The sequence below is a fragment of the Candidatus Pantoea edessiphila genome (genome assembly GCF_002933355.1).
GTDB lineage: Bacteria > Pseudomonadota > Gammaproteobacteria > Enterobacterales > Enterobacteriaceae > Pantoea_C > Pantoea_C edessiphila.
This window is the reverse complement of sequence record NZ_PDKU01000001.1, coordinates 213091-229126: the sequence shown is the minus strand read 5'-3', so window position 1 is coordinate 229126 and position 16036 is coordinate 213091. Positions and strand designations below refer to the sequence as shown.

At 27.7% G+C, this 16036-nt stretch carries 13 protein-coding genes; all 13 read left to right on the top strand.

Annotated elements, in window-relative coordinates:
• Positions 1–226: 226 nt before the first annotated feature.
• A complete protein-coding gene (gene thrS / locus CRV10_RS01085; RefSeq protein WP_136129978.1) occupies positions 227–2143 on the top strand; it encodes a threonine--tRNA ligase in 1917 nt (638 codons plus the stop codon).
• Between the two features lie 21 nt (positions 2144–2164).
• Positions 2165–2725 carry a translation initiation factor IF-3 gene (gene infC, locus CRV10_RS01080; RefSeq protein WP_136129977.1) on the top strand — a complete coding sequence of 187 codons (561 nt, stop codon included), beginning with the start codon at positions 2165–2167 and terminating at the stop codon, positions 2723–2725.
• A 59-nt stretch (positions 2726–2784) separates the two neighbouring features.
• The gene (rpmI, locus tag CRV10_RS01075) at positions 2785–2982 is read left to right on the top strand and encodes a 50S ribosomal protein L35 (RefSeq protein ID WP_136130095.1); all 198 of its coding nucleotides are present in this window, start codon (positions 2785–2787) and stop codon (positions 2980–2982) included.
• A 40-nt stretch (positions 2983–3022) separates the two neighbouring features.
• Positions 3023–3379: a 50S ribosomal protein L20 gene (rplT, locus tag CRV10_RS01070; protein ID WP_136129976.1), complete on the top strand. Its 357-nt coding sequence runs from the start codon at positions 3023–3025 to the stop codon at positions 3377–3379.
• Between the two features lie 248 nt (positions 3380–3627).
• A complete protein-coding gene (gene pheS, locus CRV10_RS01065; protein ID WP_136129975.1) occupies positions 3628–4614 on the top strand; it encodes a phenylalanine--tRNA ligase subunit alpha in 987 nt (328 codons plus the stop codon).
• A gap of 14 nt (positions 4615–4628) precedes the next feature.
• Complete coding sequence (gene pheT, locus CRV10_RS01060) at positions 4629–7016, top strand: phenylalanine--tRNA ligase subunit beta (protein WP_136129974.1); 2388 nt, start codon at positions 4629–4631, stop codon at positions 7014–7016.
• A 4-nt stretch (positions 7017–7020) separates the two neighbouring features.
• A complete protein-coding gene (gene ihfA, locus CRV10_RS01055) occupies positions 7021–7323 on the top strand; it encodes an integration host factor subunit alpha (RefSeq protein ID WP_136129973.1) in 303 nt (100 codons plus the stop codon).
• A gap of 523 nt (positions 7324–7846) precedes the next feature.
• Positions 7847–10255: a phosphoenolpyruvate synthase gene (gene ppsA / locus CRV10_RS01050; RefSeq protein WP_136129972.1), complete on the top strand. Its 2409-nt coding sequence runs from the start codon at positions 7847–7849 to the stop codon at positions 10253–10255.
• A gap of 598 nt (positions 10256–10853) precedes the next feature.
• Positions 10854–11228, top strand: coding sequence for a Fe-S cluster assembly scaffold SufA (gene sufA, locus CRV10_RS01045; protein ID WP_136129971.1), 375 nt, complete (start codon positions 10854–10856; stop codon positions 11226–11228).
• Between the two features lie 8 nt (positions 11229–11236).
• The gene (gene sufB, locus CRV10_RS01040) at positions 11237–12733 is read left to right on the top strand and encodes a Fe-S cluster assembly protein SufB (RefSeq protein ID WP_136129970.1); all 1497 of its coding nucleotides are present in this window, start codon (positions 11237–11239) and stop codon (positions 12731–12733) included.
• Positions 12734–12790: 57 nt separating this feature from the next.
• Positions 12791–13531 carry a Fe-S cluster assembly ATPase SufC gene (gene sufC, locus CRV10_RS01035; protein ID WP_136129969.1) on the top strand — a complete coding sequence of 247 codons (741 nt, stop codon included), beginning with the start codon at positions 12791–12793 and terminating at the stop codon, positions 13529–13531.
• Positions 13512–14789 carry a Fe-S cluster assembly protein SufD gene (gene sufD, locus CRV10_RS01030; RefSeq protein ID WP_136129968.1) on the top strand — a complete coding sequence of 426 codons (1278 nt, stop codon included), beginning with the start codon at positions 13512–13514 and terminating at the stop codon, positions 14787–14789. Before sufC ends, sufD begins: the two co-directional genes overlap by 20 nt.
• Positions 14789–16033 (top strand): cysteine desulfurase SufS, encoded by a 1245-nt coding sequence (gene sufS / locus CRV10_RS01025; RefSeq protein ID WP_136130094.1) that lies wholly within the window; start codon positions 14789–14791, stop codon positions 16031–16033. The genes sufD and sufS overlap by 1 nt, the downstream gene beginning before the upstream one ends.
• Positions 16034–16036 lie beyond the last annotated feature (3 nt).

Below are 16036 nucleotides of genomic sequence, written 5' to 3'. Positions count from 1 at the left end.
ATTATTTCTGTATTTATTAAGATTACCAACTAAAGATTTAAAAATACACATATACTATAACTAATATAACTCAATTGTAAAAAATTATTAGTTTTATTATTTAGTTAAGATGTTTTAATGTTTTAATATACTTGCTTTATACAGTTATAATAAAATTTATGATTTTTTAAACTGTCATGATTTAATCGGGGGTTAAATTTTAATGTTGTAATCTCAAGGATATAAAATGCCTTTAATTACTTTTTCTAATAAAAGCAAGCGATATTATGATTGTAGTATAAGTATTATGGATATTGCTTTAAGTATAAATAAAAAACTAGCACAGTCTTGCATAGCTGGTAGAGTAAATTCTGAATTAGTTGATTATAATCACATTATAAGTCGTGATGCATTAGTTGATATTATCACTATAGAAGACGATATTAGTTTAGAAATCATCCGTAGATCCTGTATGCAATTATTAGGTTATGCAATAAAACAATTATGGCCAACATCTAAAATGGCAACTAGCCAGATTGTTGGAAATAATTTTTATTACGATTTTGACCTTGATTATCGTATAAATAGTGAAGATATCAATAAATTAGAAAAATATATGCATCAGTTAGTTAATTCTAGATACAATATTACAAATAAAAAAATTATTTATCAGGATGCTCGTAATTTATTTTTACAGAAAAATGAAATATATAAAATAATGATTCTTGATGAAAGAATAGATAAAGAACAGTTTGTAAGTATATATATTCACGAAAATTTTATAGATATATGTAAAGGTCCGCAAGTACCTAATGTAATTTTTTGTAAAAATTTTAAATTGCAAAAAGTTTCTGGAGCTTATTGGAATGGAAACAAAAATAATAAAATGTTGCAAAGAATTTACGGCACTGCCTGGACAAATAAAAAACAATTATCATGCTATATAAAACAACTAGAAGAAACAACTAAACGTGATCATCGTAAAATTGGCAAACAACTAGATTTATACCACTTTCAAAAAGAAGCACCTGGTATGGTGTTTTGGCATCACAACGGTTGGATCGTTTTGAATGAATTAAAAATATTTATTTCTAATAAATTTAGAGAGTACGAATACCAGGAAGTTAACAGCCCATCATTGATGGAGCGTAAAATTTGGGAAAAAACTGGACATTGGGAAAATTATAAACAACTAATGTTTACTATTATTTCTGAAAACACTGAATATTGTGTTAAGCCAATGAATTGTCCAGGACATTTACAAATTTTTAAACAAGGAATAAAATCTTATCGTGATTTACCAGTGCGTATGGCTGAATTTGGCAGCTGTTATCGAAATGAACCATCAGGTTCTTTACATGGTTTGATGCGTGTTCGCAGTTTTACTCAAGATGATGCTCACATTTTTTGTACAGAAGATCAGTTAAAAGAAGAAGTCCATAAATGCATAAACATGATATATGATATATATCATACATTTGGTTTTAATAATATATCAGTAAATTTGGCTACACGCCCAACACAACGTATTGGTACGGATAAGATGTGGGATTATGCTGAAAAAAGTTTAGAATCTGTTCTAAATGAAAAAAATATTGAATTTAAATTTCAGTTAGGTGAAGGTGCTTTTTATGGTCCTAAAATTGAATTCACTTTGCTTGATTGTCTTGATCGATCTTGGCAATGTGGCACAATTCAATTAGATTTTGCTCTTGCTAAGCGTCTCGATGCAGTGTATATAGACAAAAATAATGATCGTCTATTCCCAGTAATTGTTCATCGTGCTGTTCTTGGATCACTAGAGCGTTTCATAGGGATATTAATTGAAGAGTATACAGGTTTTCTCCCTTGTTGGTTATCACCTGTACAGGTTGTAGTAACAAGTATCACTGATAAACACCTTGAGTATGTTAAAAAATTAACACTTAAATTGCATAATAAAGGATTTCGTGTTAAATCAGATTTAAGAAATAAAAAATTAGGATTTAAAATTCGTGAACATACATTACATCGTGTTCCTTATATACTAATATATGGAGATGAAGAAGTAGAAAATAATAAAATATCAGTTCGTACTCGTTGCGGTAAAAATCTTGGACTAATGGATATTAATGATTTTATCCAAAAATTAAATCAAAAAATTTGTATTAAAAGTATTAAATAATTATTGTTGGAGGAATAAAGTATTAAAGGCGCAAAAAGAACACAGTTTACTCGTTCAGATCGTATTAATAATGAAATTAATGCAGCTGAAGTACGTTTAACAGGATTTAATGGTGAGCAAATTGGTATTGTTAGTCTACAAGAAGCGTTAAAACGGGCTGAAGTATTAGGAGTCGATTTAGTTGAAATCAGTCCTAACGCTGAACCACCAGTTTGTCGTATCATGAATTATGGAAAATTTGTTTACGAAAAAAGTAAATCTTCTAAAGAACAAAAAAAGAAACAAAAAATAGTTCACATTAAAGAAATAAAATTTCGTCCTGGTACTGATGAAGGTGACTACAAAATTAAATTACGAAATTTAATTAAGTTTCTAGAAGAAGGAGATAAGACGAAAGTCACTCTTCGATTTCGTGGTCGTGAAATGGCTCATCAACAAATTGGTATGGAAATTTTAAATCGTATAAGAAAAGATCTCTGCGAAGATTTAGATTTAGCTGTAATAGAATCTTTTCCTGCAAAAGTTGAAGGTCGTCAAATAATTATGATGCTTGCACCTAAAAAAAATAGAAATATTCACTAAATATCAAAAATTATGAAAAATCATCATTTATATTAACAATAAATTGGATATTGTTAAACATGTTAAAAATAAAAACAATACGTAGCGTAGCTAAAAGATTTAAAAAAACTGCATATGGTGGCTTTAAATATAAACATGCCAATTTACGCCATCTTCTAACTAAGAAGTCTACTAAACGTAAACGCCATCTTCGTCTCAAAAATATGATTTCCTCAGGAGATTTAGATTCAATTAATGTATGCTTGCCATATTTATAATAATTCGTGTTAATATCAGATATAAAATAGGAGAGCTTAAATGGCTCGAGTCAAACATAGCATAACTGGTCGCTCACGTCATAAAAAAATTTTAAAAAAAGCCAAGGGTTATTACGGTGCTAGATCACGCACTTATCGGACTGCTTTTCAAGCTGTTATAAGATCTGGTCAATATGCATATCGTGACCGTAAACAACGCAAACGTCAATTTCGTCAGTTATGGATTTCACGTATTAATGCTGCTTCTAGACAATATGGTATATCTTATAGTAATTTAATAAATATGCTTAAAAGAGCAGCTATAAGAATAGATCGTAAAAATTTAGCTGATATGGCCGTCTTAGATATCACGTCTTTTTCTAAATTAATAGAGAAAGCAAGTGCAATTCCAGCATAAATTATGATTTAGAAGTAATTATTATCATAGGTAATAATGAATTGATTTTTTAGATGTAAAGTTTTTTAGAATTATTATTTTAGGTTAAGTGTTTTATTATTTTATGAATTATAAAATATATAATAAATTAAAAAATAAAAGGCTACTTAAAAACCTCCTTAGTTAGTGGAGGTTTTTTATTAGTATTGAATATATTTTAAGAAACTTATAAAATCTAGTGGTTAATATTTAAATTTAAAGAGAAAAAAATGTGTAAAAAACTATCAAATTTGATAGATGAAGCCTTAATTAATATAGAAAATTCCCAAGATATTAATTCACTTGAATTAATAAAAATTAAATATCTTGGAAAAAAAGGATATATAACACAATTACTAAATTCTTTATCTGAAATTCCAGACAAAAAACGCTTAATAGAAGCTAAAAGGCTTAACAAAGCTAAACAAAAAATCATATCTCATATAAATAATCACAAGTATAAATTAGAATGTATTTCGTTGAATTTACGTTTATCACATGAACATATAGATATCTCTCTTCCTGGTCGTAGAATAGATAATGGTGGTCTACATCCTATCACTACTACTATGGATAGAATTGAAATATTTTTTAATAGATTAGGTTTCAATATAGTTAATGGTTTTGAAATCGAAGATAAATATTACAACTTTGATGCATTAAATATTCCAGAACACCATCCAGCACGTACCAATAATGATACTTTCTGGTTAGATGAAATTAATTTATTACGCACTCAAACATCAGGAGTGCAAATTCGTATAATGAAACAAGAGAAACCACCGATTCGCATAATATCTTCTGGACGTGTATATCGGAAAGATTATGATCAATCCCATACACCTATGTTTCATCAAGTAGAAGGATTACTTATTGATAAAAATATAAGTTTTGCAAATTTAAAAAAGATTATTTATGATTTTTTATATAAGTTTTTTGGAAATAACGTAAAAATTCGCTTTCGTCCATCTTATTTTCCATTTACCGAGCCTTCAGCAGAGTTTGATATTATGAACAAACATAATAAATGGTTAGAGGTTTTAGGTTGTGGACTAGTAAATCCAAAAATATTGATCGACATGAATATTGATCCAGATATATATTCTGGTTTTGCTTTTGGTATGGGAGTTGAACGTATAGCTATGTTACGTTATGAAATCAAAGATCTTCGCTCATTTTTTGAAAATGACCTGCGTTTTCTTAAACAATTTAGATAAGTTTAGGATATTGAATGAAATTTAGCGAGTTATGGTTACGTCAATGGGTAAATCCAAATCTTAGTACTAATGTACTATGCGAGCAAATTACTATGCTAGGACTAGAAGTAGAAAATGTTTCAGTAGTTAGTAATTTATTTCATGGTATTGTAACTGGTGTAATTATTGATTGTAAAAATAAATCAAATTTTAATAAAATTAAACTTCTTAAAGTTAACATAGGTGATGAACAAATATTAAATATAGCTTGTGATTCGATTAATTGCCGATTAGGACTAAAGGTAGCTGTAGCTACTTCAGAAGATGTTTTGCCAGGCAATAAAAAATTTAAAATACTAAAAGATAACGGAATTAAATATGAAGGTGTTATTTGTTCTTTTTTTGATTTAGGAATTTCAGATGCAGATGACTGCATCATCGAATTACCACCTAGTACTCCTATTGGAAAAGATGTTTATAGTTATCTACAACTAAATGATAATATTATTGAAATCAATATTACTCCAAATCGTGCTGACTGTCTTAGTATTATTGGTATATCTCGTGATATTGCAGCATTATATTCTTTACCATTAAAGGATTTACAAATCACTCCAATAAAACCAAATATAGATAATATCATACCAATTTATATAAAAGAGAAAAAAGCATGTCCCCGATATTTAGCTCGTGTAATAAAAGATATTAATATAAATATTACTACACCATTATGGATTAAAGAAAAGTTAAGAAGATGTGGAATACCGTCAATCAATGTAGTAATAGATATTAATAATTATATTTTAATGGAAATTGGCCAGCCTATAAGTGTTTTTGATATTGATTGTGTCGATCAATTTATTAATATACGTATGGCAGAAAACGATGAAAAATTTACTTTATTACATGGTGCACGAATTGACTTAAATAATAATATTCTCGTCATTGCTGATCAAAATAAGGTTTTATCAATAGCAGGTATTTGTATTGATTCACATTCTAACATCAGTAATAAAACTCAAAACATTTTATTAGAATCTGCTTATTTTAATCCATCATATATTTTAAATAATGTACGTTCTTGTAATTTAAATAGTGATATATCTTATAGATATGAACGTGGTATTGATCATAAAATACAATGTAAAGCACTTGAATACGCTACTAAATTATTATTAGATATTTGTGGTGGTCAAGCAGGTCCAATTATAAATCACGTATACAATGAATTATTACCAGTAGATTTAAAATTAAATTTACATCGTATGAAATTAGATCGTTTAATTGGTTTTAAAATCTCTGATACTAAAATTGAAGATATATTAAAAAAACTTGGTTTTATTGTACATAAAAAACATAATTATTGGACAGTAGAAATACCAAGTTGGCGTGTGGATATTTTTGTTGAAGAAGATTTAATTGAAGAAGTAATACGTATCTTTGGTTATAATAATATTCCAAATGTGCCTATTAAGACTGAACTGGTAATGATGGAACATCCTGAAAACATCTTATCTTTAAAACGTGCAAAGAATCTTTTAGTAGATAAAGGCTATCAAGAAGTAATTACTTATAGTTTTGTAGATCCTAAAAAACAAAAATTAATCAACCCACAACACAAAGCTATCTTTATTATCAATCCTATATCTCAAGATATGTCAGTAATGCGTACATCTATCTGGACTGGTTTGATTAATATATTAACTTACAATCAAAATCATCAACAAAATCGAATACGTTTATTTGAAAGTGGATATTGCTTTACATCAAATGAAAATGAATCAGATATTACTCAAACATTGCTACTAGCAGCTATAATAAGTGGTAACAAGGTAGAAGATCACTGGGATTGTAAATCTACATTAGTTGATTTTTACGATTTAAAAGGTGATTTAGAATCTTTATTACAGTTATCCAAAAACATAGAACAAATAAGTTTTAAGGCTGATTTACACTTTGCTCTTCACCCAGGAAAAAGTGCAGCAATTTATTTACATGATAAAAAAATTGGTTTTATAGGCGCAATCCATCCTAATCTACAGAACAAATTTAAAATCAAACATGAAACTATAATATTCGAATTACTTTGGAATGAGTTATCAGATTGCAAATCTATTAATAAAGAACGAGAAATTTCTCCTTTTCCAATCAATCGTAGAGATATTTCTATTATAGTAAATGAAAATATTCCTACAGGAGACATAATTACTTTATGTAAAAAAATTGGCATAAATCAGTTGGTTGGGATAAACTTATTAGATGTGTACCGTGGCAAAGGTATTTCTAAAGGTTATAAGAGTCTCACAATTAGCTTAATTTTACAGGATACTAAACGGACACTTAAAGAAGAAGAGATTGCTATAATAGTAAACAAGTATATTATGGCATTGAAAAAGCGATTCCAGGTAACCTTGAGGAATTAAACCTATGGCGCTTACAAAAGCTGAAATGTCAGAATATCTATTTGAAAAACTTAGTTTAAGTAAACGCGACTCAAAAGAATTAGTAGAAATATTTTTCGAAGAGATTCGTTGTACTTTAGAAAATGGAGAACAAGTAAAACTTTCTGGATTTGGTAATTTTGATTTGCGTAATAAAAATCAACGTCCAGGTAGAAATCCCAAAACCGGAGAAGATGTTGCAATCACTGCTCGTCGTGTAGTAACGTTCCGTCCCGGTCAAAAATTAAAAAATAGAGTTGAAAAAGCAATTTTTAAGAAAAACAATTAATATAATATTTACAGAAAAGCCAAAATTCATGGCTTTTCTGCTCAGCTATTATTTTTCTGTTTTATTTTAATATGTAATTTCTAAATGCATTATAATTAATATATTTACCAAAGTAGAAAAAATATCAGCGATCAAAATCGCTGGCTATTAGAATATTATAGAAATAAGGTATGAAACTATAAATTAGTATACAATAAACATATTTTAAATGAATATTTACAATTCAAACATTTCAATTATTAATAATAATTTTTAATTAAAAAACTTTTTAAATTTGTTTATTTATTAATAGTAACGTATGTTTCTTGATGATTATTACAATAGATTTCTTTACAATGAAAGAAACGATAGATATGTTTGGACTTTATTTATTTAATTATCATTTTTATAAGTAAGATATTTGAAATGTATAATTATAAATAAGATATTGTTTATTAGTATGTTTATTAAAAGCTTATATTTTTTTAAGTTATACATTTTACCTTTAATATTGTTATATGTTAGCTGTAAAAGGATAAGATAAATGTATAGAAAAACAGATAGACCATTAATACTATGGTATCATCAGATAAATATTAAAGATATTGATTTAGTTGGAGGTAAAAATGCTTCTATAGGTGAAATGATTAACAATTTATCTTTAATTGGCATTAATATTCCAAATGGATATGTAACTACATCTTATGCATTTAATGATTTCCTTAGTCAAGATGGTATGAACCATGACATTTATGATATTTTAGAAAAAAACGATCTTAATAAAATTGATAATTTACGCAGAATTAGCGAACAAATTTGCCAATGGATTATAAATAAACCACTTCCAAAAAAACTAGAAATAGAAATTTATAAAGCTTATAAAAGTATCATAATTAATGATACTGAAGCGTCATTTGCTATAAGATCTTCAGCAAATACAGAAGATTTACCAGATGCGTCCTTTGCAGGACAACAGGAAACATATTTAAATATAAAAAACATTAATTCAATATTAATTTCAATTAAAAAAGTATATGCTTCATTATTTAGTATGCGAGCAATTTCATACCGTATTCACAAAGGATATAATCACCGAAATGTAACCTTATCTGTAGGAATACAAAGAATGGTTCGTTCTGATTTAGCATGCTCTGGTGTAATGTTCACTATAGATACAGAATCTGGTTTTGATAAAGTAGTATTTATTACAGCTGCATTGGGTTTAGGAGAGATGGTAGTTCAAGGTGCTGTTAATACTGATGAATTTTATGTTTATAAACCTGCTTTAGTTTCTAATAAAAAATCAATAATTCGTAGAATTATGGGATCTAAAAAAGTTAGAATGATTTATTCCGATTGTTTACAAAAAGATAAACAAACAGTGTATGTTGAAGAAGTACCTAAATCTGAAAGAAATAAATTTTGTTTAAATGACACAGAACTTCAAATTTTAGCACGTCAAGCAATATTAATTGAACAACACTACAAAAGACCGATGGACATAGAATGGGCAAAAGATGGAAAAACAGGCAAATTATTTGTTTTACAGGCGAGACCAGAAACTGTTTGCTTTAATGCTAATAATAATATAATAGAACAGTATGTTTTGCAAGAAAAAAGTCAATTGTTAGTAACAGGTCGAGCTATAGGAAATAAAATTGGTTCTGGTACAGCAAAAGTTATTTTTGATATCAATAAAATAAATCTTATTCAAGAAAAAGATGTTCTAATTACTGATATGACTGGTCCAGACTGGGAACCAATTATGAAAAAAGTTTCTGCAATTGTCACTAATCGTGGTGGTCGCACCTGTCATGCTGCTATTATTGCACGTGAGCTAGGTATTCCAGCTATAGTTGGATGTGGAAATGCAACTGATGCTATTAAAAACAATTCTATAATAACAGTATCTTGTAATGAAGGTGAAATAGGAAATGTCTATAATAGTGCATTAAAATTTACTATAAACAATTTAAGAATTAATCATATGCCTAAGTTGCCATTGAAAATCATGATGAATATCGGAAATCCGGATCGTGCATTCCATTTTGCATCTTTACCAAATGAAGGTGTTGGTCTTGCTCGTTTAGAATTTATAATTAATAGTATGATAGGTATACATCCAAAAGCACTATTAGAGTTTAATAAACAAACATTAGAAATAAAGAAACAAATTTCAATTATTATTCAACCTTTTAATGAAGATCCTGTAGAATATTATGTATCACGCTTAACTGAAGGTATAGCAACTTTAGGTGCAGCTTTTTTTCCTAAGAAAGTAATAATACGTTTTTCTGATTTTAAAACAAATGAATATGTTAATTTAATAGGAGGAAATAACTATGAAATAAAAGAAGAAAATCCTATGTTAGGTTTTAGAGGAGCAAGTCGTTATCTAGATGACAGATTTCGTGATTGCTTTGCCCTTGAATGTCAAGCTATTAAAAAAGTACGAAATGAAGTAGGATTAACTAATATAGAAATCATGATTCCTTTTGTAAGAACAGTTGAACAAGCGCAAAGTATCATTCAAGAATTAAGTAACCAAGGATTAAATCGTGGAGAAAATGGATTAAAAATCTTTATGATGTGTGAAATACCATCTAATGCTTTACTAGCGGAACAATTTTTACAGTATTTTGATGGTTTTTCAATTGGATCTAATGATATGACACAATTAACACTAGGTATAGATCGTGATTCTAATATGTTGTCTTCATTATTTAATGAATTTGATGATTCATTAAAAATATTACTTTCAATGGCTATTGATGCAGCAAAAAAACAAAACAAATATATTGGGATTTGTGGACAAGGAATATCAGACAATCCTGATTTTGCAGTTTGGTTAATGGAAAAAGGAGTAGATAGTTTATCATTGAATCCAGATAACATCTTAGAATCTTGGTTGAAAATTGCAAAATTAAATAACTATTTAAAAATAGGTGATTAAATATAAAAATGATCGTTGTTAATAATTCAATAAAAATTAGTAATTAGTGTTGTTTTTTCTAATAGTAAAGATATAATTAATTTTTGTAGCTAGTTACTGAAATGTTTTCATAATAACATTCAAATTATTATATATTAGCTGAATGAGCATATTATTTTTAATAAAAGTTAAGAATAATAGTTAGGCAGATGTTGAATTATTATGATTTTTCTTTTATATGATTAGAAATTGTTTTTATAATTAGTTTATTTATATTATTATATATAAATATATTTATTTAATATTTTATAACTTATACTAAATAAGTTACAGTTAATTTTAATAATTAAATTCAATTAAGAAAATAAGAAATTTTCATTCTTAATTAAGAATGAAATCATAACAATTTTATACTGTGATTAACTAATCTATCTTTATTATTTTGATATACTTAATTATAAGTAAGTACTTGTAAAAATATTTACTAACAAATATTAAATAATATTATATTTTACAATTGAAATTTTAATTATAAAAAACGTAAATTACAACACCTCTACAATGGATTAGTAAAATATATTTAATTAATAAATATAAACTATTTTTAAGAGGATTAAATATGAAACACAAAAATTTAGACCATATTGCTTATAATGATTTAGAATGGCAAGGGTTTACATTAACTATATCTGCAGAAAAAAAAATATTTAGTCTAATTAATAAGAATCCTGAAATCAAAGGATTATGGTTAGGAATAAAAAAATCCGGTTGTGCAGGCTTTAAATACATTGTAGATTTAATACAAAATCCTTCAAGTCAAGATTTAAAATTTTCATTTCAATATGTTACATTATTTGTATCACTTCAAGCAATGCCTTTTATTGATGGAACTCAAATAGATTATGTTAATGAAGGATTAAATCAACATTTTAAATTCAATAACCCCAAAGCACAAAACTCATGTGGGTGCGGTGAAAGTTTTAGCATAGAGTAATTAAAAATATGTCACAAAATATTAAATCGTCTAAAGATATTCAATTTTGGGAAGATAGTATAAATTATAAAGAAGGTTTTTTTACTGAATTAAAAAATGATGCAATTAATAAAGGTATTAATGAAAATGTTGTTCGAGAAATTTCACAAAAAAGACATGAACCAAAATGGATGTTAAATTTTCGTCTTGAAGCATTTGATCTTTGGTTAAAAATGGAAGAACCTCATTGGTTAAAAGGATATTATGACAATCTTGATTATCAAGATTATGTTTATTATTCTACACCTTCATGTAATTGCAGCAATGAATCTAATTCATCTAGTTTTGAAAATAAACTACTATCTACAGATCGAAAACTTAATGATAATTACTTGACTAAAGAAGTAGAAAATACTTTTAATAAATTAGGTGTCCCTGTACGAGAAGGAAATCAAGTTGCTATAGATGCTATCTTTGATTCTGTTTCAGTTGCAACAACATACAGTAATGAATTATCTAAGTTTGGAATTATTTTTTGTTCTTTTAATGAAGCAATTCAAAAACATCCAGATTTAGTAAGACAATATCTTGGTAGTGTAGTCCCAATAAATGATAATTTCTATGCATCTTTAAATGCTGCTGTAGCATCAGATGGTACTTTTGTTTATATACCAAAAGGAGTAAGATGTCCTATGGAACTGTCTACCTATTTTCGTATTAATGCAGCTAAAACTGGACAATTTGAAAGAACTATCTTAATTGCAGAACAAGATAGCTACGTAAGTTATATTGAAGGATGTTCTGCACCTATACACAGTTCTCATCAATTACATGCAGCAGTGGTAGAAGTGATACTTCATAAAAATGCTGAAGTTAAATATTCTACTGTGCAAAATTGGTTTCCTGGTAACAATGGTCAAGGTGGCATTTTAAATTTTGTTACTAAACGTGCATTATGTGAAGGTAATAATAGCAAAATGTCTTGGACACAATCGGAAACTGGTTCAGCTATTACTTGGAAATATCCAAGTTGCATTTTAAAAGGAGATAATTCTGTAGGTAAATTTTATTCAGTTGCATTAACTACCGGATATCAGCAAGCAGATAGTGGTACTAAAATGATTCATATTGGTAAAAACACTAAATCTACTATTATATCCAAAGGAATATCTGCAGGTAAAAGTAAAAACACATATCGTGGATTAGTAAAAATATTAACTAGTGCAAAAAACGCAAGAAATTTTACACAATGTGATTCTATGTTAATTGGGCGTGATTGTAGCTCACACACCTTTCCATATATAGAAAATTTTACTAATACAGCACAATTAGAACACGAAGCAACAACTTCACGTATAGGTGAAGATCAAATGTTCTATTTTTTACAACGCGGGATAAGTGAAGAAGATGCTATTTTAATGATAATAAATGGTTTTTGTAAAGATGTGTTTTCTAAGTTACCATTAGAGTTTGCTATAGAAGCTCAAAAATTACTATCTATTAGTCTTGAGCATAGTGTCGGTTAGTAGTGCTAAATATGTCATGTACTTCCATTGTATTAATGGAAAGGAAATCATAATATTATGTTAAATATAAAAGAACTAAACGTAAGTATTGAAAATAAAGTTATTTTAAACAGTCTTAACCTTGAAATAAAACCAGGGAAAACGTATGCGATTATGGGGCCTAATGGCTCGGGAAAAAGCACTCTTGCTTCAACTATAACTGGCAGAGGAGAAAATAAGATTATTAGTGGTTCTATAATCTTTAAAAACAAGAATTTGTTAGAATTAAAGCCTGAAGAACGAGCTTGTGAAGGTATTTTTATGGCTTTTCAATATCCAATTGAAATTCCTGGTGTGAGTAATAAGTTATTTTTGCAAACAGCAGTAAATGAAATACGCAAATATAGAGGTTTTCAAGAACTTGATCATTTTAAATTTCAAGATATTATTGAAGAGAAGATAAAACTTTTAGGGATGCCATCAGATTTACTTAAACGATATGTAAATGTAGGTTTTTCTGGAGGAGAAAAAAAACTTAATGATATTTTACAGATGTCTTTACTTGAACCAGAACTATGTATTTTAGATGAAACTGATTCTGGATTAGATATCGATGCACTAAAAACTATATCAAATGGTGTAAATTCTTTGCGTAATGAAATTCGTTCCTTTATTATTATTACGCATTACCAACGTATACTAAATTATATAAAGCCGGATGTAGTACACGTTTTATACAAAGGTAGCATAGTAAAATCAGGAGATTTTTCATTGGTTAGACAGTTAGAGGAACATGGCTATGGCTGGCTCACTGAATAATAATGTTAGTGCTTTAAAAAAATGGTATGATTTATTTACATTCAATCAAGTTAATCGTTCTCTTCATGCTCAAAAACATTGGAACTATTTAATAAAAACAGGATTACCAGATAATAAAGATGAGAATTGGAAGTATACCCCACTAACTAACTTTTTATCACAGCAATTTGTTTTTCCAAAAAAAACAAAATTCAGCATCGATAAAATAAATCAACTAACATTGCAACTAAATGCATCTCGATTAGTTTTTGTCAATGGTTATTTTGAATTATCATTAAGTTCTTATGATAATTCAATATTTGAAATTAATAATAAGACAATATCTGAAGATTTAAAATTACCAGAACCAATTCATCCAGAAATATTTTTACATTTAACTGAAAGCTTAGCAGAACAAATTAATATTATACGTGTGTCAAGTAATAAAGTATCATCAACTCCTCTTTATTTGTTACATATAAATGATGGTCAAAAAGATGGTCTTAATACTGTTCATTATCGTAATCATTTAATCTTAGAAAAAAACACTAAAATTGAAGTAATAGAACATTTCTTAACTTTAAATTCAAACGCACATTTTACTGGTTCACGTTTAACATTTAATATATCTGATCACGCAAATTTACAACATACTAAATTAGCATTTGAGAATAATAAAAGTTATCATTTTTCTCATAACGATATGATTATCGGTGATAATGCACAAGTAGTTAGTAATACATTTTTAATAGGTACAAAAATAAGTCGTCATAATAACAGTATAAAATTAAATGGTAAACATTCTGAACTAATAATTAACAGCCTATCTGTGCCTACAAATCAAGAGATTGCTGATATTCGTATTTATTTAGAACATAATAAAAGTGATTGTAAAAGCCGTCAAATACATAAAGCTATAGTGCTAGATAAAAGTTGTGCAGTATTTAACGGTCATATTAAAGTAGCTCCAAGTGCACTCAAAACAGATGGTAATATGATTAATAATAATTTATTGTTATGCGATCAAGCTCAGGTAAATACCAAACCTCAATTAGAAATTTATGCAGATGATGTAAAATGTAGTCATGGAGTTACTATTGGTTGTATTGATAATGAGCAAATTTTCTATCTAACATCAAGAGGGATTAAAAAAAAGGATGCACAATTAATGTTAGTCAATGCGTTTGCTGTAGAGTTAATTGAAGCATTAGATAATAACGTAGTAAAGCAAGATATTTTAAATCATATAAATAAACGTATTTCTCGAGGAAATATGTGATAAAATTTAATCTTGAAGTTATTAGGAAAGATTTTCCTATTTTAAAACGTAAAATAAATGGATACCCTTTAGCTTATCTTGATAACGCTGCTAGCTCTCAACGACCATTATTAGTTATTGATGCTGAAAAAAATTTTTACAAACATAATTATGCAGCAGTACATCGCGGCATTCATACTCTAAGTACGAATGCAACCAGTTATATGGAAAATATCCGTAATCAAGTTGCAAATTTTATAAATGCATCATATTCTAATGAAATTATTTTTGTTAAAAGCACTACAGAAGGTATAAATTTAATAGCTAATACTTGGGGTATTAGTAATTTAAATTCCGATCATAATTTGATAATAACTGAAATGGAACATCACTCTAACATAGTACCTTGGCAAATTATAGCTAAACGAGTGGGTGTAGAAATTCGCGTATTACCTATAAATAAAGATGGAAAATTATGTTTAAAAGCACTTGTGAAATTAATTGATAAAAATACACGTTTGCTAGCAATAACTCATGTGTCTAATGTTCTAGGTATTATCAATCCAATAAAAGATATCATTACATATGCAAAAGCTGCAGGTGTTGTAACTGTTGTAGATGGTGCACAAGCTATAATGCATAATAAAATTGATGTTCAAGATATTGGATGTGATTTTTATGTCTTTTCTGGACATAAAATGTATGGACCAACTGGAATTGGTATATTATACGGTAGAAAAAGTATATTAAATGAAATGCCTCCTTGGGAAGGTGGAGGTTCAATGATCAATGATGTAATTTTACCAAATGGTACAACTTGGAATAATATACCATGGCGTTTTGAAGCAGGTACCCCTAATATCATTGGAATCATCGGTTTAGGAGCAGCCTTAAGTTACATACAGAATTTAGGATTAAATGTTATTAACCAACGTGAATCTGATTTAGTCTGTTATGCATATAAAAAATTATCTTCAATATCTAATATTGTAATATATAGTCCTATCAATAACACTGGTATCATTTCATTTAATCTTGGTCAGCATCATGCTTTTGATGTTGGTAGTTTTTTAGATAAATATGGCATTGCTATTCGCACTGGTCATCATTGTGCAATTCCTTTAATGCGTCATTATAATGTTACATCAATGTGTCGAGTTTCTTTATCCTTTTATAATAGTGAAGATGAAATAGATCGATTAGTATCAAGTTTAATACGAATTAATCATTTATTTAATAATCAAAAAACTTTATTGGAGAGATGAGCA